We start from the raw sequence: 24,922 nt of genomic DNA on the forward strand, positions 1-24,922 counted from the left end.
GCCATCCTCACTCTCGACAACCCCGCTGACCTGCATCAATGACTTTGCGGGTCACCCTGTCGGCTCCCACCCGAAAAGCACAGCCTGACTCTTCGGCTTTTGCTGAYGGAAGTGCAGGGCTCGGTAAATACCGTCTAGTCTTACCGTTTCGCACGTAGGAGCAAACGCAGATTTTCTTCTACCGTTCGCGAGTCGAGGGCTTTCGTGTGTCTACGACAATGGAATGCGATATTTTCTCGATTTCGGCACTTCACGTGATCTGTTCAGGATTGACGCCAATCAATCTCTTCCTGGATTGGATCTTGAATGGGAAGCTACTGCGGGGGTCGGGGTAGCGAGACGAGATAAGCGCCGATCCCGTGCGCAGGCCCCGTACGGGACGTGTGACTCAGGGGCGCTTGGGCGCCAAGCGACCGTGTACACAACCCGACTTGCAACGGCCAAATTTGTAGAGCCTTCACTCATGACCTAGGTACTCCAGCCCGCCGTATCGCAGTCAGTGACGGATGGGGTGGTTTTGGCGACGGCCTGTGCTCGGACCGAGGCGAGTCAAGGGCATGTCGTGCGATGGGTCGGCGGGGTGGCGCTGGGACGGGCTCTGCAAGCGGACTTGGAGCCGCGTGGGAAGATTTCAAGTTCTTGCCCGTAGACTTGGATTGTGGATCGGGATCGGTTCGAGCGCAGCMCTACTGGACATCTCGTCAAGATCACTGGAACTGACGGGCGGTCGGGCGTCGCGTACGAACATGTGGCCTTCCAGCCGGACCCGCTGGCGGGCGCCGAGCCGGCGCTGGCGGGAGGGACGTGGCGGAACGTGGCCCGCGCGGGGCGCGCTCTCGGTCGTCTCGATCAGGCTGGTCGACAGATTCCTGAGCCCGCCTTGCTACTGCAACCCACGCTTCGGACGGAGGCGCAGAGCACGTCCGCGTTGGAGGGGACCTTCGCTCCCCTGGAGGACKTGCTTGCGGCTGAGGTCACAGAGCCGACCTCGCAGAGCGAGGAGGTTCGGGAGGTCCTCAACTATGTCCGGGCGGCGGAGGCGGCCTTCGCGTGGATAGGCGATGGTCGCCCACTCACCGTAGCCGCGCTTTGTCAGGTGCATCGAGATCTCGTGCGTGGAACTCCTGCGGACACCCGTGATGCGGGGAGGATCCGCTCGATTCAGGTTGCGATCGGAAGCCGCGGTGGTGCGATCGACACCGCTCGCTTCGTCCMGTCGCCGCCCGGACTGGAACTGGACGCGGCTGTACGTGATCTGCTGGACTGGATCACCGTGGATTCGAAGTCCATTGACCCGGTCGTGGCTGCGGCGATGGCGCACTATCAGTTCGAGACTCTTCATCCATTCAACGATGGAAACGGCAGAATCGGGCGGCTTCTCGTGGTCCTCGATCTTTGTTGGAAGGGGATACTCTCGGAGCCGTTGCTGGCTGTGTCGCCCTGGTTCGAGGTGCGTCGGGAAGAGTACCAGGACCATTTGAGGGAAGTTAGCGCAACGGGAGACTGGGACGGCTGGATCTCGTTCTTCTCCGAAGGTCTGGTCGAGTCCTGTGAGCGGACTATTCGGACAGTCGACGACCTCCTCGGTCTCCAGGCCGAATACGTGCGACGACTCAAGGTGGCGGGTCTGACCGGTGGGTTGGTCCGCGATATCATCGACGGGCTGATCGGGAGTCCGTTTGTCACGGTGCGTTCGGTCAGTGAAGATACCGGGAGGACTTTGCAGGCGGCGAGCAACGCCGTCGCCAGGCTTGTGGAGCTGGAAATTCTGCGGGAACGTACCGGGCGAAGCTATGGTCGTGTCTTTGAGGCGGTGGAGGTCACCTCAGTGCTACGGGCCCAATCGGGCCGCTGAGGGTTCGCCGGTACCGGCGTCGACTACGAGGGCTATGACGCCACCTCGTTGGAGAGGATCTCCTCCATGCGTTCGGAGATGTCCTGCCGGCCGCTGTGGCCTGCGCCCCGGGCGCCGAGCACGCGCCGTCCGTTGGTCGTCTCGCCCCGTTCGAGGAGTTCGGCGAGACCGGCCGGCACGATGGCGGCCAGCCGCTGGCCCTTGTCCGTCAGGTAGACGACCTGACCAGATGCGGCAGCCTCTCGGACGACCTCGGCAAGTTGGTCATCGGGTGGGAGCGGCATCTCCGTCATGGCGACATCGTAACTTYGGTTCACCCGCCCTACCCTCCGTCGATCATCTTGCCCCGGGGTGGGCCCATGTGGTCCCCTCGCCCAAGAACGGTTCGGCAGCTGGTCGTCGAAAATCTGGCTGCCATCTCACCCTATGGTCGATCAACGTGGCTGAAATCGCGCGCCCACGGAGAGGCCACGGCGCCTGTGAGTGCGAGGCTGGTGAGGTGACTCTGTCGAAGCGTGCGTCCTGGTTCTTGATCGCGGTCGGCGTCTGGACGTGGGCCATCTGGCCAAATTTCCTGCGGAACGTGTGGAAGGATGATCGTTCCTGGGACGACGGCCCGACTGGCTTCTTCACGGTCCACCTGGTCCTGACTGTCGCTTCCCTCGCCATCGGCTCCGTCGTTGGCTGGCTCGGCATCCGCGGCGCACGGGCCGTCCGCCATGGCGATACCGGTGATGATGCCTCATCCAGGCGGCTGATCAATTCGGGTCGTTGACATGCCGAAAGCGGCGGTAGTCTTCGAAACCRCTCCGTTTCATGATCGGCTCTACGTCGTGTGATTCTCCTGGCGTTGGGAAACAGGGGCTGACCTGCGCGGCTGCTTCGCGTTGATCGTCGTGTGTGGTCGCACCGAGTCCCAATTGAGTGATTGAGCGCGTGGGCCCACTCCGGGGGCGCGGAGCGGCGTGTCCCGGAAAATCCGGGACACGCCCGACCAGTCCGGCGCCAGGGGTTCCCGCGCGACGCGGTGTCAGCCGACCTGCTCGGTGGGCCGCATGAGCAGTTCGTTGATCGCGACCCGCCGCGGCCGGGTGACGATGTAGGCAACGGCGTCCGCGATGTCCTCGGACTGCATCGGCTCGATGTCGGCGATGCGGCGCATGACGATATTCCGGATCTCCTCGCGGATATGGGACCTCAGCTCGGTCTCGACGGAGCCCGGTTCGACCACCGAGACGCGCACGTGCCGGGCGGTGACCTCTTGGCGCAGCGACTCGGTGAACGCGTTCACCCCGAACTTGGTGAGGTTGTAGATGCCGGCGCCCATGGTGGCGTGCCGTCCCGCCACCGAGCTGATGTTCACCAGGTCCGCGACCTGGCGGGGGCCGCCGTCCGCGGCAGTGAGCAGATGCGGCAGCGCCGCATGGGTGACGTACAGCAGGCCCTGCAGGTTCAGGGCCACCATCCGGTCCCACTCCTCGGTCGGCGCGTCGAGGATCGGCCCGGGCAGCATGATACCGGCGTTGTTGACGACGGTATCGAGCCGGCCGAGCTCCGCCACGGTGCGCTTCACCGCGTCGGCGGCCTGGGCCTGGTCGGTGATGTCCAGCGGGAGGGGGAGGGCGGTGCCGCCGGCGCCGGTGATGTCGGCGGCGAGGCGCTCGAGCCGGTCGCCGCGCCGCGCGACCAGCGCCATCGCGGCGCCGTGCCGGGCCAGCTCGCGGGCGGTCGCCTCACCGATGCCGCTGCTYGCACCGGTCACCAGGGCAACGGTGCCGTCCAGCCGTTCGCTCATGTGTACGCGCTCCTGAGTCGTGGGCGAGTCGCCGGGTCAGTCAGCGTGGTCAGGCGCCCTACCTGGAGCGGCTGGAAGAGGGTGCCGCGGCCGGCCGCACGAACCGGTGGAACCCGGCGACAGGCACTGTCCGGTCATGCCGGGCGAAGCCTACCGTGATCGGGTATCTGCCGAGCCGTCACGGTGACTCCGTCCCGCTGTGACCTGGGACGATCCGATCTTGTCGGTGGCATCGGGTAGACACCTCTCATGGCAGCAGACGAGACGACCTCCGCGCTTCCGGGGGCTTCCGGCCCGGCGTCGCCGGTCGCGCATGCCCCGGATCGGGCGGAGGCCTGGCCGGGCCCGATGTTCCCGGCGGGCCTGGCGGACCCGGCGGAACCGGGGCCCGGTGGGCTGCGGGAGCGCGCGGAGGAGCTGCTGCGGGCGCTTGCCGGGCCGGCCGCGGCGCTGCGCGAGGACCAGTGGCAGGCCATCGACGCGCTCGTGACCCACCGGCGCCGGGTGCTGCTCGTCCAGCGCACCGGTTGGGGCAAGTCGGCGGTGTACTTCCTCGCCACGGCACTGCTCCGCGGCGCAGCGGGACGCGCTGCTCCGACGGTGATCGTCTCCCCGTTGCTCGCGCTCATCCGCAACCAGGCGGCGGCCGCGGCGAGGCTGGGCATCCGCGCCGGCGAGATTCACTCCGGCAACGTGACCGAGTGGGACGAGGTCTACGCGGCGTTGCGGTCGGGCGAGCTCGACGTGCTGCTCGTCGGGCCGGAGCGGCTGAACAATCCGACCTTCCGGGACGACTACCTGCCCGAGCTCGCCGCCACCACCGGGTTGCTCGTCATCGACGAGGCGCACTGCATCTCCGACTGGGGGCACGACTTCCGGCCCGACTACCGGCGGCTGCGCACTCTCGTCGCCGGGCTGCGTCCGCGGGTCCCGGTGCTGGCCACGACGGCCACCGCCAACACCCGCGTGGTCGAGGACGTCAGTGAGCAGCTCGGAACCTCCGCTCCCGCCGGCCCGGCGTCCGCCGGGACGTTGGTGCTACGCGGGAGTCTCGATCGGGAGAGCCTGCGGCTCGCGGTCGTGTCGCTGCCGCAGGCCGAGCACCGGTTCGGCTGGCTCGCCGACCATCTCGGCGAGCTGCCCGGATCGGGGATCGTCTACACGCTGACGAAGGCGGCGGCGGAGGAGCTGACCATCTTTCTGCGCGGTCAGGGTCATGCCGTCGCCACCTATCACGGTGGCATCGAGGCGGCCGAGCGCATCGTCGCCGAGGAGGATCTGCTCGCGAACCGGGTCAAGGCGCTGATCGCCACCAGCGCGCTCGGAATGGGCTTCGACAAGCCGGACCTCGGCTTCGTCGTCCACATCGGAGCTCCGTCGTCGCCGATCTCCTACTACCAGCAGATCGGCCGGGCCGGCCGGGCKCTCGACACGGCCGAGGTCGTGCTCCTCCCGGCGGCTGAGGACCGGGACATCTGGCGCTACTTCGCGGACACCTCTTTTCCGCCGGAGCACGTCGTCCGCCGGGTGCTCGGAGTGCTCGCGGGCGCCGACCGGCCGCTGTCGACCCAGGCGTTGCTCGCGTCCGTCGACCTCGGCCCCAGCCGACTCGACCAGATGCTGAAGGTTCTCGACACCGACGGGACGGTCCGGCGAGTCAGGGGCGGCTGGGTGAGTACCGGTGAGCCCTGGTTGTACGACGAGGAGCGTTACCGGCGTGTCGCCGCGGCGCGCTCTCGGGAGCAGCAGGCGATGCTCGACTACATCGTGACGACCGGCTGCCGGATGGAGTTCCTGCGCCGGCAGCTCGACGATCCCCACGCGGCGGCCTGCGGGCGGTGTGACCGGTGCACCGGTCGGTCGTGGTCGTCCGCGGTCTCGGAGTCCTCGCGGACGCGGGCCCGGGATGAGCTGCGCCGGGCGGGCGTCCCGGTCGAACCGCGGCGGATGTGGCCGACTGGGATGGGCCGGCTCGGGGTCGACCTGGCCGGGCGTATCCCGGCGTCGGCCGCTGCCGAGCCCGGGCGGGCGCTCGCCCGACTCAGCGATGTGGGCTGGGGCAACCGGCTGCGCCCGATGTTCACGTCTGCCACCCTCGCTGTGCCCGGCGCCGCTGTGCCCGGCGCCGCTGTGCCCGGCGCCATCGACGGCCCGCTTCCCGGCGATCTCGTCGAGGCGGTGGTCGCAACGCTCGCCGGTTGGGGATGGCAGCGGCGGCCGGTGGCCGTCGTGTCGATCGCGTCCCGCAGCCGGCCCCGGCTCATCGCGAGCCTCGCCGAGCGCATTTCCACCATCGGACGCCTGCCGCTGCTGGGGCAGCTCGACCGGGTCGCCGGCGGGCCGCACACCGGGCAGGTGCACAACAGCGCGCACCGGCTCGCCGGCCTGTGGGATGCGTTCACGGTCTCCCCGGCCCTTGCCGCCGCCCTGGGCGAGCTCGGCGGCCCGGTGCTGCTCGTCGATGATCGGATCGTCACCGGCTGGACGATGACGGTCGCCGCTCGCCTGCTCCGGYAGGCCGGAGCGCCGTCGGTGCTGCCGTTCGCGCTCGCGGTGGACACCGCATGACCGGCCGGGAGGAAGGCTCAGACGCGGCGGAACAACAGCGCCCGCTTGACTTCCTGGATGGCCTTGGTCACCTGGATGCCGCGTGGACAGGCGTCGGTGCAGTTGAAGGTGGTCCGGCAACGCCAGACCCCCTCGCGTTCGTTGAGGATCTCCAGGCGCTCGTCGGTACCGGAGTCACGGCTGTCGAAGATGAACCGGTGGGCCGCGACGATCGCCTGCGGGCCGAAGTAGTCGCCGTCGGTCCAGAACACCGGGCACGCGGTGGTGCACGCCGCGCACATGATGCACTTGGTCGTGTCGTCGAAGCGGGCCCGGTCCTCGGTGGACTGCAGCCGCTCGCGGGTCGGCTCGTGGTCGTCCGTGATCAGGTAGGGCTTCACTGCCCGGAACGCGTCGAAGAACGGTTCCATGTCGACGATGAGGTCCTTCTCTACCGGCAGACCTTTGATCGGTTCGATGGTGATCTCCGAGCCGAGGTCCTTCACCAGCACCTTGCAGGCGAGGCGGTTRGCGCCGTTGACCCGCATCGCATCCGAGCCGCACACCCCGTGCGCGCAGGACCGGCGGAAGGCGAGCGTCCCGTCGAGGTTCCACTTGACCCACATGATTGCGTCGAGCAGCCGGTCGCTCGGATCGAACGGCACCTGGTAGCTCTCCCAGTGCGCCTCGTCGACCGTCTCCGGGTCGTAGCGACGGATCTTGAGGGTGACTGTCATCAGTACTTGCGCTCCATCGGCTGGTAGCGGGTCATGACAACCGGCTTGTAGTCCAGGCGGATCTCCGCCTCCGGCGAGGCGRCCACCAGCGGCCCCGACCGGTAGGCCATCGTGTGGCGCATGAAGTTGACGTCGTCCCGGTTCGGGTAGTCCTCACGGGAGTGGCCGCCGCGGGACTCGTTGCGGGCCATCGCCCCGATGACCAGGACCTCGGCGAGGTCCAGCAGGAAGCCGAGCTCCACCGCTTCGAGCAGTTCGGTGTTGTAGCGACGCCCCCGGTCGGACACGCCCACCCGCTGGTAACGCGTCTTGAGGCCGGAGATGTCGCTCAGCGCCTGCTTGAGCGTCGCCTCCGTCCGGTACACCGAGGCGTTGACGTCCATCGACTCCTGCAGTTCGCGCCGGATCGCGGCCGCGTTCTCGGTTCCGGCGCCCGCGCGCAGGCGCCCGAGCAGGTCCTCGACGAACGACGCCGGGTTCTCCGGGAGGTCGACGTGCTGTGCGTTCGCGTTCGCATACTCGGCGGCGGCGATGCCAGCCCGCCGGCCGAATACGTTGATGTCGAGCAGCGAGTTGGTGCCCAGCCGGTTCGCGCCATGCACGGACACGCACGCCACCTCGCCGGCCGCGTACAGACCGGGCACGACCGTGTCGTTGTCCGCGAGCACCTGCGCGTCCACGTTGGTCGGGATGCCGCCCATCGCGTAGTGCGCCGTCGGCTGGATCGGGATCGGGTCGTTGTACGGTTCGATGCCGAGATAGGTCCGAGCGAACTCGGTGATGTCGGGCAGCTTTGCGTCGAGGTGCTCCGGCGGCAGGTGGGTGAGGTCAAGGTAGACGTGGTCGGCGTCCGGGCCGCAGCCGCGGCCGGCACGGATCTCGGTGTAGATGGCGCGAGCCACCATGTCGCGTGGCGCAAGGTCCTTGATGGTCGGGGCGTAGCGCTCCATGAAGCGTTCGCCGTCCTTGTTGCGTAGGATTCCGCCCTCGCCGCGGGCACCCTCGGTGAGGAGAATCCCCATCTTCCAGATGCCGGTCGGATGAAACTGGAAGAACTCCATGTCCTCCAGCGGGATGCCCCGCCGGAACGCCAGACCCATTCCGTCACCGGTCAGTGTGTGCGCGTTGGAGGTGACCTTGAAGACCTTGCCGAAACCGCCGGTGGCGAACACCACCGACTTGGYCTGGAAGATGTGGATCTCTCCGGTCTTCAGCTCGTAGGCGACCACCCCGGCCGCCGCGCCCTTCTGTAGTAGCAGGTCGAGGACGTAGAACTCGTTGAAGAACTCGATGTCGTGCTTGACGCACTGCTGGTACAGCGTCTGCAGGATCATGTGCCCGGTGCGGTCCGYCGCGTAGCAGGAGCGGCGCACCGGGGCCTTGCCGTGGTCGCGGGTATGGCCGCCGAACCGGCGCTKGTCGATGCGACCCTCGGGCGTCCGGTTGAACGGCAGCCCCATCTTCTCCAGGTCGAGGACAGCGTCGATGGCCTCCTTCGCCATGATTTCCGCGGCGTCCTGGTCGACCAGGTAGTCACCGCCCTTGATCGTGTCGAAGGTGTGCCACTCCCAGTTGTCCTCCTCGACGTTGGCCAGGGCGGCACACATGCCGCCCTGCGCCGCGCCGGTGTGCGAGCGGGTGGGATAGAGCTTGGTGAGCACGGCGGTCCGGCAGCGGGTGCCCGCCTCGATGGCGGCACGCATGCCGGCTCCACCCGCACCGACGATGACTGCGTCGTACCTGTGGACCTGCACGCCTACCTCCATCCGTCCGATGCTGGGGTCACGGGATCACCGGCGCGTTCAGATGTCGGGATCGAAGGTGAAGATGACGAGGGTGCCGAGGGCGACGACCAGGAACGCCGAGGTATAGAGTAGCGTCTTCAGCCAGAACCGGGTCTGGGGCCGCCCGGCGTAGTCGTTGATGATCGTGCGCAGGCCGTTGGTGCCGTGCAGCTCCGCCAGGAGCAGCATCACCAGGTCCCAGGTGCGCCAGAACGGTGACGCCCAGCGGCCGGCGACGAATCCGAAGTTCACCCGCTGCACCCCGCCGTCGAGGATGTTCATGATGAACAGGTGGCCGAGCACCAGAAAGAACAACAGCAGGCCGCTGACCCGCATGAATACCCAGGCGTAGAGCTCGAAGTTGGTGCGCGCCTTGGCGCTGCCCGGCTTCCCCCGCCGGCGGGAGAGCCCGGGGGTGCGGGGCGCGACGAGTTCCGGCGCGCGCGGGCCCGCCGGGCCACCGGGGGGAGCGGTCGTCATCAGGTCGTGCTCCCGAACAGCGTCTCGAAGGTGTGCAGCAGCATGCGGGAGGCGGCCGCAACCAGCAGCACGACGAAGATGACGAGCTCGACGTACAGCATCTGCTTCTGGTATCTCGGGCCGGACTCCCAGAAGTCGATCAACATGATCCGGATGCCGTTGAGGGCGTGGTACAGCACCGCCGCGACCAGGCCGACCTCGAGCAGGTTGACGATCGGGCTCTTGTAGACCTCGATCACCTCGTTGTACGACGTGGGGGAGACCCGGACGAGAGCGGTGTCGAGCACGTGGGCGAAGAGGAAGAAGAAGACCAGGACACCGGTGATCCGGTGGGCCACCCAGGACCACATACCCTCTCGACCGCGGTACAGCGTGCCCGCTGGTGCCTTCGGCAATGAAAGCTCCTCCGGATCGGCCCAGCCGATGGGCCGGAAAGGTCATGTCTGGGGGCGCTCTGGCGACCCGACACATCGTCGAGACGATGGTGCATCTCACCCAGATGCTAGTGCCGGGCCTGGTGGAGGGCATGTTCGGGCCGGGCGCGTCCGGGTGAACTCGGCCACAGGCGGCACTGGGACGCCCCACCCCCGGTTCCGGCGCCGTCCGGTGCCGGCCCGCTCCCCGAGCCGTCCCTCGACCGGGTCGTCAGGGCACGAAGGTGGTGGTTCCGGTCGGCGCCGGTGCCGTCGTCGAAACGACGGGCGGCGTTGTGCCCCCTGGAGAGGCCGGCGCCGTCCGGCTCGGCGAGGGGGTGACCCTGGGGGGTGGTGTCTGGGTCGGCGGCGGGGAGGTCTGAACCTGGGTGCTCGGCTGGGGAGTCGGGGTGGGTGTCTCCGTCGTCGGCGTCGTCGTTGGGGTCGCGGACGACGACGGCCGGGGGCGGGGGGTATAGCGCGGGGAGTCCGGGGCGACTACCTCAGACGCGGCGGACCGTGAAGTCACGGCCGGGGGGGATGAAGCGATGGTCGCGATGGGCGGTGGCGTGGTCTGCTGCGCGGTGACATCGTTCGGCCCGGGGGTCGAGCCGCCGGAGGTCAGACCGACGGTCAGGGCGATGGCCGCGCCCATCACGAGCATGGCCGCTCCGGCCACGACCGCGATCGTCCGCTGCCGACGCCGCTGGGGGTCGCCCGGTCCGCGACCGTGTCCGTCGTGGCGGGCAGGCTCGGCGCGGCGCCGGGCCTCGCCGAGGGGCAACAGTCCGGCGGCGTGATTGTCGTCGTCGAACAGATCCAGGTCGGAGGTCGCCGACACGGGGGTGACCGCGCCGATGCGGGTCACGTCGTCGTCCACCGAAGGCCCCGCCACGCTGTTGAGCCCGATGCTGGTCGGCGCGTCGTGGTCGGGGTCGGGCCGCGTCCGGCCGGGCGGTGCTGCGCGGTTCTGCGGCGTGGTCCGATCCGGCGGGATCACGCGGTTCGATGGGCCGGCGCGGTCGGGTTCCCTACGACCGGTGCGCGACCCGGCAGCGCCCGCGGCCGCCACGGCGGCCCCGCCAAGGGGGTTGAGCAGGGGATCCACGGTGACGTCGCGGTCAGCGGGGACGGGCGGCGCGGCGGCGGACGCCGGGCGGTTCGCCGGGCCCGGGACAGCCCCCTGGTCTCCCACGGCCGCCGAAGCTGCCTCGCCCGCCTGGACTCCCGCGGTCCCGGCGACACCGCCGCTCGACCCCGACCGGGAATCCGCGGCCGGTCCGGCGCCTGCTGCCGGCTCGGCCGGGTCGTCGAGGTTCTCCAGGCCGACGTCGACGGAACTCGCGTCCGTCTCCTCGTCAGTCCGAGGACGGGCGTGCATGACCGAAGCCGGTACCGGATTCGCATTGCGCGCGATCGGGATCAGCCGCCGGCGGATCTCCGTCACGTCGGGCCGCTCCTCGGCCGGCCGGTCCATCAGGTCACTGAGCAGGTTGCGCAACGGACCGGCTAGCCGGAAGGCCCGCCGGCGGCCCTCCACCACGGCGGTCAGTACGGCGTAGGTCTCCGGGCCCTCGAACGGAGGCTGACCCTCGACGGCCGAGTACAGCGTCGCGCCGAGCCCCCACAGGTCGCTCGCGGGAGTACCGGAGGAGCCCCGGACCCGCTCGGGAGCGATGTAGGCCGGGGAACCGACCAGGGCCCCAGTGCCGGTCAGGGTCACGTCGCCCTCGGTCGCGGCGATGCCGAAGTCGGTGAGCCGCACCCGGCCGTCCCGCCCGAGCAGGACGTTCCCGGGCTTGACGTCGCGGTGGAGCACGCCCGCCGAATGAGCCGCGGCGAGCGCGTCGGTCAGCGCCAGCCCGATCGCGGCGACCTGGTCGAAAGGCAGCGGGCCCTGGTTGCGGATCACATCGCCGAGGCTGTCCGCGTCGACGAGTTCCATGATGATCCAGTGCCGCTGATGTTCCTCGACCACGTCGTACACCGAGACGATGGCGGGACTGTGCAGCCTGGCCAGGGCGCGGGCCTCGCGAAGAACCCGGGCCCGAATCGCGTCGCGCTCGTTCTGCGCGCCGGCCATCGGCACGAGGATCTCTTTGATGGCGACCGGACGCTGGAGTAGTTCGTCCTCACCGCGCCAGACGACACCGGCTCCACCACGCCCGATGGGCGTGTCGAGCCGGTAGCGTTGCGCTACGTAGCGAGGTGTGCCGTGCCGGGAGGTGTCCGGGGGCACGCTTGCMGATTTAGCCATCGTGTCAAGTCTGACAGATGGACTGATGCGCGCGCCGGACGGCCCGCATCTTTCCGAACACTACGKGCACCGCAAATCCATCGATGACCGACATCACGGACCGGGCCGGAAGGTGGCGAACAACYGGCGCATCAACGGTTGATCCTGCAGCCACAGATCCTCCCTGGTATGCCAGTACAGGGCATATCCGTGGCCGTTGCGAATCGCACCCCGGTTGAGCACATGCACCATGACCCCGTCCGACCCGCGGTACCCGAACTCCCAGTCGGCCTGGTTGGTGCCATCCCCACCATCGCTGGGAGCCAGCCGTATCTGCCGATAATCCCGCACGCTCTGCCGGAAGCCGGCCTCGTTGCGTTGCCAGTCGCCGATGGCAGAGGTGTTTGCCTGCCTGACGCTACCGACACGTAGGAAGGACCGGGTAGCCGGGTCCACGAAGTCGACGTTTCCGGGTCCGCCGGGCCCCTCGCGGCGCTGCCAGTCCGAGGGGTACGCCACGGACCAGCCGGCGGTGGGATCGACGTAGGACACCCAGCCAGGCGGGCCCGTAACCGGGGTGGTTTCCCGGGCGACGGGGTCCCTGGCCGCCGCCGGATCCGCCAGGGCCGACCCGCCGGCTCCGRTCGGCGACGAGATGCCGCCGGTCTGGTTGGCCGAGGTGTCGCGGCTCCTGTCGTCCGGGCCCCCTGTCACCACGATCACGATGCCAATGATCGCGGCGGCGACCAGCGCCACGAGCGTCGCCACGGCGATGGTCACGCGACGTCGATCCCCGGCGCCGGGGTCGCGTGGCGGATCTTCCGCCGGCCCGATTCCTGCCGGCTCGATTCCCGCCGGCCCGTCGGGCGCCGGCCGCAGCCGGGCGGTCGACGGCGGGGAGGCCGGTGCGGCAGTGGCGAAGAGATTAGCCAGTTCGACGTCGCCGCCGGTGAGACCGTTGCCGTGCCCTCGGCCGATGAGCCGGGCCCGGGCCGGGATTCCGCCCAGGGCACGCATCCGGTCGATCGAGTGCATGCGCTCCAACGGCCCGGTGGGACGGGACCGAGGTGTCCGCGACGGCGTGGCCTCCTGACGCGTCTCGGTGTCCTGACGCGTCTCGGTGTCCTGACGCGTCTCGGTGTCCTGACGCGTCTCGGTGTCCTGACGCGTCTCGGTGTCCGGCGTGGTCAGGGCGGCCACCGGTGCCGGGACGGCACTGATCCCGGAGACGGCACTGGTCTCCGACCGGACCTCGGTCTCCGGGAACCCGGTGACGTCGCCGGAGGGGACGGCTTCGGTGGCGGACTCGGCCGGTGTGGTCGGTATGGCCCGTGCGGCCGGGGAGGTGGTACGTGTCGATGAGCGGGGGCGAGTGGGCCGAGAAGGACGCGAGGGCCGGCGGACCGCATCTCGTTCGACTATCTCGCGCAGTCGCCTGCGTACGACGGTGAGCGGTGGTCGGCTCGCCTCGTGCGGGGCCATCAGGTCGTCGATCACCGGTATAAGCGGTCCGGCCAGCCGGAAGGGCTGGCGTCGTCCCTGAACCAGGGCGGCGAGCACCGAAATCGGGTCACCGCCGGTGAAGGGCGGGTAACCTTCGACGGTGGTGAACAGCGTGGCGCCCAGTCCCCACCGGTCACCCGCGGCGCTGCCGGCATCGCCACGGGCGCGTTCCGGCGGCAGGTAGGCGGGGGAGCCCATCACCATCCCGGTGCTGGTAAGCCGGGGATCCCCCTGGCTGACCGCGATGCCGAAGTCGGTCAGCCGGGCCCGGCCGTCCGCGGTCACCAGCACGTTGCTCGGCTTGACGTCGCGGTGCACCACGCCGARCCGGTGCGCGGCCTCCAGGGCGTAGGCGAGGCTGATGCCGATCCGGCACGTCTCCTCGACCGGCAGCGGTCCGCGATCGTTGATGATTGTGGCGAGGGACCGGCCGTCAACGTATTCCATGATGATCCAGGGCAGCTCGCCATCGTCGATGACGTCGAGGACGGCGACGGCACCGGGATGATGCAGCCGACCGGCGGCGCGCGCCTCGCGCAGGACCCGCTCGCGGGTCAGGCCGCGTTCGTCCGCGTTCTCCCCGAGCGGCAGCCGTACTTCCTTGACTGCAACCACGCGCTGGAGCAGCTCGTCGGTGGCCCGGTGCACGACGCCGAATCCGCCGCGTCCGATGACCCCGTCGAGCCGGTACCGTCCCCCGACGAGGGTCACCGCCCTGGCCGAACCCGGATTGTCCGGGGACTCGCCTGCCATCCCGTCGTCCCTTCCGATCGCCGGTGGGGCCCGCGTCCATGGGATCACATCGTGGCCGGATCGTGGGGGGTCGGGCATGCTGGCGACAGCGACCGAACGGACCACGGACATGGGGTGGAGTGTGAACGACAAAGACTGGGAGCGGTTGCGGAACGCTGCTGTCCGTGTCGCACAGAGTGCCTACGCGCCCTACTCGGGTCTGCGGGTTGGTGCTGCCGCACTGGTCGTGGATCTGCCGGACGCCGCCGGACGTACCACCGGTGACGACCCGTGGATCGTCGTCGGCTGCAATGTCGAGAACGCGTCCTACGGCCTCGGGCTGTGCGCCGAATGCGGTCTCGTCTCGGCGCTGCACGCCAGAGGCGGTGGTCGGCTGCTGGCGTTCGCTTGCGTCGACTCCGACGGTGCGCCGTTGGCGCCCTGCGGACGGTGCCGTCAGCTGCTCTACGAGCACGGCGGGCCGGATCTGCTCGTCGCCATGGGCGACGGCGTGCGCACCATCGCGGACCTGCTCCCCGCAGCGTTCGGACCGCACGATCTGCCGGGTGTCGCGTGAGCGGAAGCTTCGACGTCGTCGATCTGATCCGGGCCAAGCGGGACGGTCGACCCGTCGATCCCCGGGCCGTCGACTGGCTCGTCGACGCCTACACCCGGGGTCTGGTTGCCGACGAGCAGATGTCGGCGTACCTGATGGCGGTGGTGTGGCGCGGGATGACTCCCGCCGAGCTGGACCGCTGGACCGCCGCAATGATCGACAGTGGGGAGCGCCTGGATCTGACCGGTGTGGGACGTCCCACCGTCGACAAACACTCCACCGGAGGGGTCGGCGACAAGGTCTCGCTCGTGCTGGTGCCGCTGGTCGCCGCCTGTGGGGCCGCGGTCCCACAGCTCGCCGGGCGGGGGCTCGGTCACACCGGTGGAACGCTGGACAAGATGGAGGCGATCCCCGGCTGGCGGGCGGATCTGTCGGCCGCCCGGATGCGTGAGCTCCTCGCCRAGGTGGGTGCGGTGATCGCCGCCGCGGGTGCCGGCCTCGCCCCGGCCGACCGCCGGCTCTACGCGCTGCGGGACGTCACCGGAACCGTCGAGTCGATCCCGCTCATCGCATCGTCGATCATGAGCAAGAAGATCGCCGAGGGCACGTCGGCGCTGGTCCTGGACGTCAAGGTCGGCTCCGGGGCCTTCATGACGTCGGTGGATGAGGCCCGTGAGCTCGCCCGGACGATGGTTCGGATCGGCGTTGCCGCCGGGGTCCGCACCGAGGCCCTGCTGACCGGGATGGACCATCCCCTCGGCCGGACCGCCGGGCATGCGCTGGAGGTGGCCGAGGCCGTGGAGACCCTCCGTGGTGGTGGGCCGGCGGATCTGGTGGAGGTCACCGTCGCGCTGGCCAGGGTGATGATCGACCTCGTCGCCGCCGAACTCGGCCACCGGTCCGGTGCTCTTCATGATCCCGCGCAGGTACTGGCTGCCGGGGACGCTTTTGCGGTGTGGCGGGCGATGGTCGCGGCCCAGGGCGGCGATCCGGACGCGCCGCTTCCGGCGGCGAGCCATGTCGAGACCGTCCCCGCGCCGGCGACCGGCCATCTCCACCGCCTGGACGCCCGAGCGGTCGGCCTGGCGGCCTGGCGGCTTGGCGCGGGCCGGGTCCGCAAGGAGGACGCGGTCTCCGCGACGGCGGGCGTGCGGTGGCGGGTGGGAATCGGTGACCCGGTCACGGCCGGCGAGCCGTTGCTGGAACTGCACACCGATGACCCGGCCAGCGTCGAGCGGGCCCGGGAGGCCCTGGCGGGAGCGGTGGAGGTCGCCGCGACGCCGCCCCCGAGCACACCGCTTGTCCTCGATCACATCAGCTGAACCGGTCCCGGCGGTCCGGGTCGTCATCGTGCCGTCGCTGTTCTGTCGTACCCGTGGCCTACCGTCGAGACGATGACGGAGGACATGATGACGAACGACGCACGGTCCCCGACGATCACGGTCGAGGATATCCGCCGGGTACCGAAGGTACTGCTTCATGATCATCTTGATGGCGGGCTCCGGCCGGCCACGGTGGTAGAGCTCGCCGACGAGACCGGTTACCGCGATCTGCCGACCACGGACGTCCACGCCCTGAGCACCTGGTTCCGTGGCGGCGCGCACAGCGGTTCGCTCGTCCGCTACCTGGAGACGTTCCGGCACACGGTGGGGGTGATGCAGACCCAGGATGCGATCATGCGGGTGGCGCGGGAGTGCGCGGAGGATCTCGCGGCCGACGGCGTCGTCTACGCCGAGGTACGGTTCGCACCCGAGCTGCACCTCGAGCGCGGGCTGTCCCTGGACGCGGTGGTCGAGGCCGTGCTTGACGGGTTCCGAGCCGGTTCGGCCGGCACACCGCTGCACCTTCGCGCCCTGCTCACCGCGATGCGCCATCAGGCCCGTTCGCTGGAGATCGCGCAGCTCGCGGTCCGGTGGCGCGATGCCGGCGTGGTCGGGTTCGACATCGCGGGCGCCGAGGCGGGTAATCCGCCCACCCGTCACCTGGATGCCTTCCAATACATCCAGCGGGCGAACGGCCACTTCACGATCCATGCGGGCGAGGCGTTCGGCCTGCCGTCGATCTGGGAGGCCGTGCAGTGGTGCAACGCCGATCGGCTGGGGCACGCAGTGCGCATCGTCGATGACATCACGGTCGATCCGGACGGTAAGGCGATCCTCGGTGATCTCGCGAACTACGTGCGCGACGTCCGGGTGCCGCTGGAGATGTGTCCCTCGTCGAACGTGCACACCGGAGCCGCGCCAAGCATCGAGCGGCACCCCATCGGGCTGCTTCGCCGRCTGCAGTTCCGGGTCACGGTCAACACGGACAACAGGCTGATGAGCGGCGTGTCGCTGTCGAGTGAGTTCGCGACCCTCGTGGACGTCAACGGCTACGGCTGGTCCGACATCCGCTGGCTTACCCTCAACGCGATGAAGTCCGCCTTCCTGCCCTTCGACCGGCGGCTCGATTTCATCAACGACGTCATCAAGCCGGGCTATGCGGAGCTCGTCTCCGCGGAGTCAGCCTGATGAGCGGTGGTCCGCTGAGCGGTGGTCCACTGAGCGGTGGTCCGCTGAGCGGCGGTCCGCCGGGCGCTGAACCCGATCTGCTCGGTAGCGGGATCTCCGGGTCCGGGACGTCCGGGCCGGTGAGGCCCGCCTCGGATGTCCCGGTGAGGCCCGCCTCGGATGTCCCGGTGAGGCCCGCCTCGGATGTCCCGGTGAGGCCCGCCTCGGATGTCGTGGTGGGAGCCGATGGTTGCCCGCGATGCCCGTGGGGTCTGTCCACGCCGGAGTACGTCGCCTACCACGACTACGAGTGGGGGCGTCCGGTCAGGGACACGGTCGGTCTGTTCGAGCGGCTGACCCTGGAGGCGTTCCAGTCCGGCCTGTCGTGGTTGACGATCCTGCGCAAGCGGTCGGCGTTCCGGGCGGCGTTCGCCGGATTCGACCCGGCAGCCGTGGCCGCGTTCGGTTCCGCGGATGTCGACCGGTTGCTCGCCGACGCCGGCATCGTCCGAAACCGTCGCAAGATCGAGGCGACGATCGTCAACGCCCGCGCCGTCCTTACGCTCGACCATCCTCTGGAGGAGCTGATCTGGTCGTTCCAGCCGGAGCCGACGGGGCGGGCGGCGCCGGCCACCCTCGCCGACGTGCCGGCGAAGACCCCCGAGTCGGTGGCGCTCGCCAAGGGGCTGCGCGCGGCCGGGTTCGTCTTCGTCGGTCCGACCACCGCCTATGCTCTGATGCAGGCCTGCGGGCTCGTTGATGATCATCTGTCTGGCTGCTGGGTGGCGGGGGGCGTGGGCTAGCCGTCAGATCTCGGCTGTGGCCGTCGGCGGCGGTTCAGTCCGTGGCCGTGAACCGGCCGGATGGGCTGGGTGGAGCTCCGGCGGATCATCCGGGGAAGCCGGTCACCTGGGAAAGCCGGCGAGCACATCCGCGGAGGCGGACAGCCCGAGCCGGGTCGCGCCGGCCTCGATCATCTCGATCGCCTTCTCGGTGGTGCGGATGCCGCCCGAGGCTTTGATGCCGAGCCGGCCACCCACGGCCGCCGCCATCGCCCGCACTGCGCGCACGCTGGCCCCGCCGGCCGGGTGGAAACCGGTGGAGGTCTTGACGAACTCGGCGCCGCCGGCCTCCGCTGCCCGGCAGGCGGCGCCGATGCTCTCGTCCGGCAGCAGGGCCGTCTCCAGGATGACCTTGAGCACGACGTCCGGCGGCACCGACAGCCGGACCTCGGTGATTTCGGTCTCGATCGCTCGCCAGTTCTCGTCCATCGCGTTGGCGATGTCGATGACCATGTCGATCTCCGTGGCGCCGTCCGCGACCGCCCGCCGCGCCTCCTCGGCCTTGATGACGGTCAGGTGCGTGCCGTGCGGAAAGCCGATGACAGAGGCGACGCCGAAGGCCGGCCTGACCTCACCGCGGTCCCGTCGGGTACTCGCGGCGGCCAGGTAGACATGGGTCGGCGCCACACAGACGGCACCGACACCCAGCTTGGCAGCCTCCCCGCACAGCGCGAGTATCTCCTCGCCGGTGGCGGACGGCTGTAGCAGTGTGTGGTCGACCATCCGGGCCACCTCGGCGCGCCGCAGGGTGGGGCGAGCGCCGGCGGCCGGTCGGGAGGGGGACTTCTCGGGTTCCTCGCCGGGACGGTCCGATCCTGCCGGAGCCGTTGTCATACGTTGCATCATTGCCGATCGCCCGGCTTCGCGTACGAGGAGTCCTTCCGTGCAGCTGCACATCGTCGACCATCCCCTCGCGGCCTCGTCGCTGACCGTCCTGCGGGACGAGCGCACGCCTCGGTCCCGGTTCCGGCCCGTCCTGTACGACCTGGCGATGATGCTCGTGTACGAGGCGACCCGTACGCTGCCGACGATGCCGGTCGCCGTCACGACTCCGCTGGCCACGACCTCCGGGGTGCGGCTGGCCGCGGAGCCGGTCGTCGTCCCGGTGCTGCGGGCCGGGCTCGGCATGCTGCCGGCGGCGCTCAACCTGCTTCCCGACGCCCACACCGCGTTCATCGGGCTCTCCCGCGACGAGACGACCTTCGAACCCACGGTCTACCTGGAGGCGGTGCCCAGCGATCTGGCCGGCCGCCCGGTGCTGCTGCTCGACCCGATGCTCGCCACCGGCGGTTCGGCCCTGCACTGTCTGCGGCTGCTCGCCGACCGCGGGGCGCGGGGCGTCACCGTGGTCTCCGTGGTGGCAGCACCGGAGGGCCTTGCGGCGCTGGAATCCGGTGGCCCTGCGGTCGGCACGGCGGACCTGACCGTTGTGACCGCCGTGGTCGACGAGAGATTGAACGAGACGGCCTATATTGTGCCCGGGCTCGGCGACGCGGGTGATCGGATCTTCGGCGAGATGTGATCTCCGTCGCGTCCGTCGAGCAGATTGCCCGCGGCCGTATGCAGGTGGAGCAGGCGTGCCGCGGCCTGGTCCCGAGCCGCGGGCACCGCGTCAACGGCATGCCCCGGCACCGGCTCCACGGTCTCGAGGTACACCTTCAGTTTGGGTTCGGTCCCGCTCGGGCGGAAGATCACCCGGTCCTCGTCGAGGAACAGCATGAGCACGTCGGCGGGTGGCAGAACCGGATGCGCCGCGTCGGCGCGGTCCACGGGGCGTGCGGGTCGAGGGGGAATGCCTCCCGCCGGTGCGTCCCCGTCCCGCGGACCGGCCAGCAGGTCACGGACCGCGGTGACGGGACGCCCGGYGAGGCTGGTCGGCGGCTGGGCCCGCAGGCGGTGCATCGTCTCGTCGATCTGGGTGACGTCGTCGAAGCGCGCCGAGCGTTGCCCCGTGAGATGGACACCGAGTCGTGCGGACAACTCGTCGAGCAGGTCTGGCAAGGTCCGGCCTCGTTGCTTCGCCCGCGCGGCGACCAGGGCGATGGCGAGGGCGGCGGTGATGCCGTCCTTGTCGCGGACCAGCTCCGGGGCGACGGCGTAGCCGAGTGCCTCCTCGTAGCCGAAGACCAGCCGCGCGTCCGCACGCATGATCCACTTGAATCCGGTCAGCGTCTCGGCGTAAGGAACGCCGACCTCGGCGGCCAGCGCACGCAGACCGGAGGAGCTGACGATGGTGGTCGCCACCGGACCGGGGCAGGAGTGCAGGACATGATCGGCGAGAARCAGACCGACCTCGTCGCCGCTGAGTACCCGCCMTCCGACGGCGACGGCGCACCGGTCGGCGTCGGGATCGTTGGCGAGTACCAGATCGGCGTCGATGCGCTCGCCGAGCGCCAGAACCCGGTCCATCGCCCCCGCCTCCTCGGGGTTCGGCCACTGGACTGTCGGAAACTCCGGATCGGGTTCGGCCTGCTCGTGGACGACCCTGGGTGCGGCGAGACCCGCGGCGGTGAACACGGCGCCGAGAACGCCTGCGCCGACACCGTGCAACGGGGTGTACGCAACGGTCAGGGCCGTCGGGTCTGTGGTCACGTCTGTGCGTAGGTCGGTGGCTGTGGCGGTGGCGGTGGCGGTGGCGGTGGCTGCCCGGCCGGCCGTGGCCGCCGCGTGTATGTAGTCGTCGACGACATCCGCATCGAGCCTCCGCCAGGTCTCGGCGAGTGGGATCGCCCGGGCGGGGCCGGCAGCCGCGATCATTCCTTCGATCTCACGGTCCGCCGGAGCCACGAGCTGCGCTCCCCTCGCGGCGTCAGAGGAAGCATCACCCAGGTAGACCTTGTAGCCGTTGTCGGTGGCCGGATTGTGGCTGGCCGTGACCATCACGCCGGCGTCCGCGCCCAGCCTGCGCACGGCGAAGGCCAGCACCGGAGTGGGTAGCGGCCCGGGGAGTACCAGCGCCCGCAATCCGGCACCGGCGAACACCCGGGCGCTGTCGAGGGCGAACGCCTCGCTGCGATGCCGGGCGTCGTAGCCGACGACGACGGTCGCCGTCGAGGAATTCGGGGCCGCGGCCGAGCCCGGTGCGGCGTTCATGGAGCTCCCGGCCGTGGCCGGATCCGGCTTCGGTGCCGCCGGTGCTGGTGGTGCCGGTGCTGGTGGTGCCCTGCTCGTGAGCCAGGTGGCGAGTCCGGCGGCGGCGCGGCGCACCACGGCAGTGTTCATGCCGGCTGGACMGGCGCGCAGTGGCCCGCGCAACCCGGCTGTGCCGAACCGCAGCGGTCCGTGGAAACGTGTGGTCAGTTCCGCGAGCAGCGTGGCATCGTGACCCGCGCCGTCGCGCAGCCGGGCCAGTTCGGCCCGGTCGGCGGGATCCGGATCATCGTTCAGCCAGGCCTCGACCTGCTCGGCGAGCGGGCTGGGCAGGGACGTCGGGCTGGGCAGGGACGTCGGGCTGGGCAGGGACGTCGGGCCGGGCAGGGACGTCGGACCGGGTCGGGACGCGGACGGCATCGCGATTCCGCCGCGGTCCTACAGCCGGGTGACGATGTCGGCGAGCAGGATACCCAGGCGTTCCGCGGCGGCGGCTCCCGCGGTCAGCACCTCGAGATGATCCAGCGGCTTGCCGCTCATCCCCGCCGCGAGGTTGGTGACCAGGGACAGGRCCAGCACCTCCGCTCCGGCGGCCCGCGCCGCGATCGTCTCGTGCACGGTCGACATGCCGACCAGGTCGGCTCCCAGGAGCCGCAGCATGCGGATCTCCGCGGGTGTCTCGAAGTGCGGACCGGGCAGTCCCGCATACACCCCTTCGGTCAGGGTGGGATCGACCTCGCGGGCAAGCGTCCGTAGCCGGGGGGAATAGGCGTCGGTCAGGTCGGTGAACGCCGGGCCGACCAGGGGCGAGCGGCCGGTCAGGTTCAGATGGTCAGCGACGAGGACGGGCTGGCCGACGTACATGTCCGCGCGCAGACCGCCGGCGGCGTTCGTCAGTATGACGGTCGACGCGCCGGCCRCACAGGCCAGGCGGACCGCGTGGACCACCCGGGACAGGTCATGGCCCTCGTACGGATGCACGCGACCCAGATAGATCAACAGGCGACGGTCGCCGAGCTGGACGGAGCGTGCGGTCGGCTTGTGCCCGGGAACGTCGGTGTTGGAGGGGAAGCCGCCGAGTTGGGTAAACGTGACCTCGGTGACGTCGGTCGCCTGCCGGGACAGTACATCGKCGGCCGGGGGCCAGCCCGATCCCAGCACAATCGCGATGTCGTGCCGGTCGGCTCCGGTCAGCTCGGCCAGGGTGGCGGCCGAGGCCGCCGCATTCGGTYCGTCCGCCTGTGCCCTCACCCGGCGACTGTACGGGGTGTGTGGAGGACACTGACGCCCGTGCCCCTGATACCGTCCCACCGTCGTCTCCCGGCAGTGCCCCTGGAGTCCGGCGAGTTCACCGAGGTCGTGCTGCGCGGTCGGCTCACCGACCCGAGCGGACCCGGACGGTTCAYGGCGAAGGTCGAATCCTTCGTCGGACACCGGTTCGGGGCCTCGCGCTGGATCGTGCTGACCGATCGGCGGCTGCTGGTCCTCGCCCCCTTCCCGCGGGAGGGCGACTGGTTCGACGTCGTCTTCGACCGTCGTGAGGTGACGGCGTCCCGAGGCGTCAAGCACGGAGATGTGATCACCGTCGAGCTCACCACTCCCCGCGGCCGTCAGGTTCTGCGCATCCCGGCCCGGCTACGCGGGGAGGCGAGCCGTTTCATCCGCGCGCTGCGCTAACAGTGAACGATCTCGCCGTGCGGCCTGTGCGGCCTGTGTGGCCCGTGCGGCCGCCGGGAGCGGCGGTCTCGCGGTTACCGGCCGATAGGGTCAGGACTGGATCCCGCGACGGGCGCGGTGACATCGCCACACATCTGGCGAGAAAAGTACCCGGCGGGCCGGACCAGACTGCGATGGGAACAACGGATCGATGACTACGACCCAGTCGACCACCGGCGAGCTACCGATCCCGGTGGCGGGGGCCGCCACCTCGGGCGGGCGGCAGCGCACGGCCATGCGCACACATATGTGCGGTGATCTGCGATCGGATCACGTTGACCAGACCGTGACGGTGTGTGGCTGGGTGGCGCATCGCCGTCAGCATGGCCAGTCGCTGACCTTCGTCGACCTGCGTGACCATTCCGGGATCATTCAGGCGGTCGTCGACGGCTCGGTCGACGTCCGGACCGAGTACGTATTGCGGATCACCGGTACCGTCGCCGTCCGCCCGGAGGGGACCGCGAACCCCGCCCTGGCCACGGGCGAGGTCGAACTACGCGACTGCGAGGTGCAGGTGCTCTCGGTCGCGACACCGCCGCCGTTCCCGCTGGACGATCGAGCCGACTCCGTCGATGAGGCCACTCGTCTCGCCTACCGCTATCTCGATCTGCGCCGTGACCGGATGCAGCGCAACCTGCGGATCCGCTCGGCGGTTCTTGCGGCGATGCGCTCGGCGCTTGCCCCGCTGGACTTCGTCGAGGTCGAGACGCCGCTGCTGATGCCCTCGACCCCGGAGGGAGCACGGGAGTTCATCGTTCCGTCGCGCCAGTTCCCAGGCAGTTTTTACGCCCTCCCGCAGTCACCCCAGCTTTTCAAGCAGCTGCTCATGGTGGGTGGGACGGATCGCTATTTCCAGTTCGCCCGGTGCCTGCGCGACGAGGACCTACGGGCCGACCGGCAGTACGAGTTCACCCAGCTCGACCTCGAGATGAGCTTCGTGGACCAGGACGACGTGCTCGACGTGACGTCGGCGGCGGTTTTGGCCGCGGCCCGGGCGGTGACCGGCGGCCCCGTGCCGCCGATCGAGCGGATGTCCTGGCACGAGGCGATGAACCGCTTCGGGGTCGACAAGCCGGACCTGCGGTTCGGCATGGAACTCGTAGAGCTGACCGCGGTCTTCGCGGGTAGCGGTTTCAAGGCGTTCGCCGGGGCCGAGGCCGTCAAGGGAATCCGCGTACCCGGCGGATCGGCCTCGCACAACCGGCGCAAGCTCGACGATCTCACCGCGCGGGCGAAGGGACTGGGCGCGAAGGGCCTGGTCTGGATGCGGGTCGGTCCCGGCGGTGAACTGGAGTCCCCGGTGGCGAAGTTTCTCTCCGCCGAGGAACTCGCCGGCATCGTCGCGGCAACCGCGGCGGTGGCGGGAGACCTTCTTCTCCTGGTCGCCGACGAGTGGGCGACCACCTGCGAGGTACTCGGCCAGCTTCGCAACGATCTGGGCCGCCCACCGGCCGGCGAAGGTCCGTTGCGGTTCGTGTGGGTCGTCGACTTCCCGCTGTTCGTCGGGGTGGACCCTGGCACCGGACGGCCGAAGCCGGGGCATCACCCCTTCACCCGTCCGCACCCCGACGATGTGGACAAGCTGGAGACCGATCCGCTCGCGGTGCGTAGCCGGGCGTACGATCTGGTGCTCAACGGCTGGGAACTCGGATCCGGTTCGATCCGGATCCATGAGAGCGGTCTCCAGCAGCGCATCTTCGGGATCCTCGGAATCTCGCCGGCGGAGGCGAAGGCTCGATTCGGCTTCTTCCTCACCCCTTTTGGCTACGGGGCACCACCGCACGGCGGATTCGCGGTGGGGATCGACCGGTTGGTGGCGATCCTCGCCGGTGAGGAGAACATCCGGGAGGTCATCGCCTTTCCCAAGACCCAGTCGGGACTCGACCCGTTGACGGGCGCCCCGACGCCCGTGACCGATCGTCAGCTGCGTGAGCTGGGGGTGCGGGTGGTCACGGCACCGGCACCGGCACCGGGACAGGGGCAGGGCCCGGTAGCCGTCTGAGTGCGTCGGGCCTGGCCGATGAGCGGTGCGGTGGTCGGGGCCGGGCATTGCCGCGACCAGGCCTTTGGCCAGCTTCCCCGGTGGGGTGGTGGGGTAGGAACGGGCCGAATGGGGTAGTCACCTTCTGCTGCCCGTGAGCCGAGCC

General features: G+C 69.8%; 21 protein-coding genes. 10 read left to right on the plus strand and 11 right to left on the minus strand.

Features of this window, described 5'->3' with window-relative positions; all coding sequences use genetic code 11:
• Positions 1-658 precede the first annotated feature (658 nt).
• A complete protein-coding gene (locus CcI156_RS06325) occupies positions 659-1,855 on the plus strand; it encodes a Fic family protein (RefSeq protein ID WP_076804746.1) in 1,197 nt (398 codons plus the stop codon).
• A gap of 32 nt (positions 1,856-1,887) precedes the next feature.
• On the opposite strand, the gene CcI156_RS06330 is transcribed toward CcI156_RS06325, so the two are convergent.
• The gene (locus CcI156_RS06330) at positions 1,888-2,148 is read right to left on the minus strand and encodes a hypothetical protein (RefSeq protein ID WP_035730898.1); all 261 of its coding nucleotides are present in this window, start codon (positions 2,146-2,148) and stop codon (positions 1,888-1,890) included.
• Between the two features lie 206 nt (positions 2,149-2,354).
• Between CcI156_RS06330 and CcI156_RS06335 the strand changes: the two genes are divergently transcribed.
• Entirely contained in the window at positions 2,355-2,630 is a 276-nt protein-coding gene (locus tag CcI156_RS06335) for an SCO4848 family membrane protein (RefSeq protein ID WP_011435128.1), read from the plus strand.
• A gap of 255 nt (positions 2,631-2,885) precedes the next feature.
• Here the strand turns inward: CcI156_RS06335 and CcI156_RS06340 are convergent, their stop codons facing one another.
• A complete protein-coding gene (locus CcI156_RS06340) occupies positions 2,886-3,650 on the minus strand; it encodes an SDR family NAD(P)-dependent oxidoreductase (RefSeq protein WP_011435129.1) in 765 nt (254 codons plus the stop codon).
• 348 nt (positions 3,651-3,998) lie between these two features.
• Here CcI156_RS06340 and CcI156_RS06345 point away from each other — a divergent pair, with 348 nt between their 5' ends.
• Complete coding sequence (locus CcI156_RS06345) at positions 3,999-6,218, plus strand: RecQ family ATP-dependent DNA helicase (RefSeq protein ID WP_076804858.1); 2,220 nt, start codon at positions 3,999-4,001, stop codon at positions 6,216-6,218.
• 17 nt (positions 6,219-6,235) lie between these two features.
• Here CcI156_RS06345 and CcI156_RS06350 read toward each other — a convergent pair whose 3' ends face one another.
• The 6 genes from CcI156_RS06350 to CcI156_RS06375 form a co-directional block, all read right to left on the minus strand.
• Positions 6,236-6,934 (minus strand): succinate dehydrogenase iron-sulfur subunit, encoded by a 699-nt coding sequence (locus tag CcI156_RS06350; RefSeq protein ID WP_011435131.1) that lies wholly within the window; start codon positions 6,932-6,934, stop codon positions 6,236-6,238.
• A complete protein-coding gene (gene sdhA, locus CcI156_RS06355) occupies positions 6,934-8,688 on the minus strand; it encodes a succinate dehydrogenase flavoprotein subunit (RefSeq protein ID WP_076804860.1) in 1,755 nt (584 codons plus the stop codon). The genes CcI156_RS06350 and sdhA overlap by 1 nt, the downstream gene beginning before the upstream one ends.
• A 48-nt stretch (positions 8,689-8,736) precedes the next feature.
• On the minus strand, positions 8,737-9,198 hold the full coding sequence (locus tag CcI156_RS06360; RefSeq protein WP_011435133.1) for a succinate dehydrogenase hydrophobic membrane anchor subunit: 462 nt from the start codon (positions 9,196-9,198) through the stop codon (positions 8,737-8,739).
• Positions 9,198-9,593: a succinate dehydrogenase, cytochrome b556 subunit gene (sdhC, locus tag CcI156_RS06365; RefSeq protein ID WP_011435134.1), complete on the minus strand. Its 396-nt coding sequence runs from the start codon at positions 9,591-9,593 to the stop codon at positions 9,198-9,200. Before sdhC ends, CcI156_RS06360 begins: the two co-directional genes overlap by 1 nt.
• 250 nt (positions 9,594-9,843) lie before the next feature.
• A complete protein-coding gene (locus CcI156_RS06370) occupies positions 9,844-11,868 on the minus strand; it encodes a serine/threonine-protein kinase (RefSeq protein WP_011435135.1) in 2,025 nt (674 codons plus the stop codon).
• A gap of 93 nt (positions 11,869-11,961) precedes the next feature.
• Positions 11,962-14,103 carry a serine/threonine-protein kinase gene (locus CcI156_RS06375; protein ID WP_076804863.1) on the minus strand — a complete coding sequence of 714 codons (2,142 nt, stop codon included), beginning with the start codon at positions 14,101-14,103 and terminating at the stop codon, positions 11,962-11,964.
• 76 nt (positions 14,104-14,179) lie between these two features.
• Here CcI156_RS06375 and CcI156_RS06380 point away from each other — a divergent pair, with 76 nt between their 5' ends.
• The 4 genes from CcI156_RS06380 (at position 14,180) to CcI156_RS06395 (ending at position 17,930) form a co-directional block, all read left to right on the plus strand.
• Positions 14,180-14,659: a cytidine deaminase gene (locus CcI156_RS06380; RefSeq protein ID WP_011435137.1), complete on the plus strand. Its 480-nt coding sequence runs from the start codon at positions 14,180-14,182 to the stop codon at positions 14,657-14,659.
• Positions 14,656-15,960, plus strand: a complete 1,305-nt coding sequence (locus tag CcI156_RS06385; protein ID WP_076804747.1) for a thymidine phosphorylase — start codon at positions 14,656-14,658, stop codon at positions 15,958-15,960. Before CcI156_RS06380 ends, CcI156_RS06385 begins: the two co-directional genes overlap by 4 nt.
• A gap of 87 nt (positions 15,961-16,047) precedes the next feature.
• Positions 16,048-17,148 (plus strand): adenosine deaminase, encoded by a 1,101-nt coding sequence (locus CcI156_RS06390; RefSeq protein WP_011435139.1) that lies wholly within the window; start codon positions 16,048-16,050, stop codon positions 17,146-17,148.
• Positions 17,149-17,339: 191 nt separating this feature from the next.
• Positions 17,340-17,930 (plus strand): DNA-3-methyladenine glycosylase I, encoded by a 591-nt coding sequence (locus CcI156_RS06395; protein WP_035730889.1) that lies wholly within the window; start codon positions 17,340-17,342, stop codon positions 17,928-17,930.
• Between the two features lie 102 nt (positions 17,931-18,032).
• On the opposite strand, the gene deoC is transcribed toward CcI156_RS06395, so the two are convergent.
• Positions 18,033-18,812 (minus strand): deoxyribose-phosphate aldolase, encoded by a 780-nt coding sequence (deoC, locus tag CcI156_RS06400; protein ID WP_108913196.1) that lies wholly within the window; start codon positions 18,810-18,812, stop codon positions 18,033-18,035.
• Between the two features lie 40 nt (positions 18,813-18,852).
• On the opposite strand from deoC, the gene upp reads away from it, so the two are divergent.
• Entirely contained in the window at positions 18,853-19,491 is a 639-nt protein-coding gene (gene upp / locus CcI156_RS06405; RefSeq protein WP_011435142.1) for a uracil phosphoribosyltransferase, read from the plus strand.
• Here the strand turns inward: upp and CcI156_RS06410 are convergent.
• Positions 19,437-21,479, minus strand: coding sequence for a phospho-sugar mutase (locus CcI156_RS06410; RefSeq protein ID WP_076804749.1), 2,043 nt, complete (start codon positions 21,477-21,479; stop codon positions 19,437-19,439). The genes upp and CcI156_RS06410 overlap by 55 nt on opposite strands.
• An 18-nt stretch (positions 21,480-21,497) precedes the next feature.
• Positions 21,498-22,310: a purine-nucleoside phosphorylase gene (locus CcI156_RS06415; protein WP_076804751.1), complete on the minus strand. Its 813-nt coding sequence runs from the start codon at positions 22,308-22,310 to the stop codon at positions 21,498-21,500.
• A gap of 39 nt (positions 22,311-22,349) precedes the next feature.
• Between CcI156_RS06415 and CcI156_RS06420 the strand changes: the two genes are divergently transcribed.
• Together CcI156_RS06420 and aspS are read left to right on the plus strand one after the other, a co-directional pair.
• Positions 22,350-22,736 (plus strand): hypothetical protein, encoded by a 387-nt coding sequence (locus CcI156_RS06420; protein WP_076804753.1) that lies wholly within the window; start codon positions 22,350-22,352, stop codon positions 22,734-22,736.
• 190 nt (positions 22,737-22,926) lie between these two features.
• Positions 22,927-24,777: an aspartate--tRNA ligase gene (aspS, locus tag CcI156_RS06425; RefSeq protein ID WP_023839884.1), complete on the plus strand. Its 1,851-nt coding sequence runs from the start codon at positions 22,927-22,929 to the stop codon at positions 24,775-24,777.
• Positions 24,778-24,922 lie beyond the last annotated feature (145 nt).

Origin of the sequence: Frankia sp. CcI156, from assembly GCF_001983015.1 — a bacterium.
Lineage (GTDB): Bacteria > Actinomycetota > Actinomycetes > Frankiales > Frankiaceae > Frankia > Frankia casuarinae.

Bases quoted from the DNA above. Each gene is read 5' to 3' on its own strand.
- CcI156_RS06330 (WP_035730898.1), bottom strand. From the start codon at position 2,148: ATGACGGAGATGCCGCTCCCACCCGATGACCAACTTGCCGAGGTCGTC.
- CcI156_RS06360 (WP_011435133.1), bottom strand. From the start codon at position 9,198: ATGACGACCGCTCCCCCCGGTGGCCCGGCGGGCCCGCGCGCGCCGGAA.
- CcI156_RS06380 (WP_011435137.1), top strand. From the start codon at position 14,180: ATGCTGGCGACAGCGACCGAACGGACCACGGACATGGGGTGGAGTGTG.
- deoC (WP_108913196.1), bottom strand. From the start codon at position 18,812: ATGCAACGTATGACAACGGCTCCGGCAGGATCGGACCGTCCCGGCGAG.
- aspS (WP_023839884.1), top strand. From the start codon at position 22,927: ATGACTACGACCCAGTCGACCACCGGCGAGCTACCGATCCCGGTGGCG.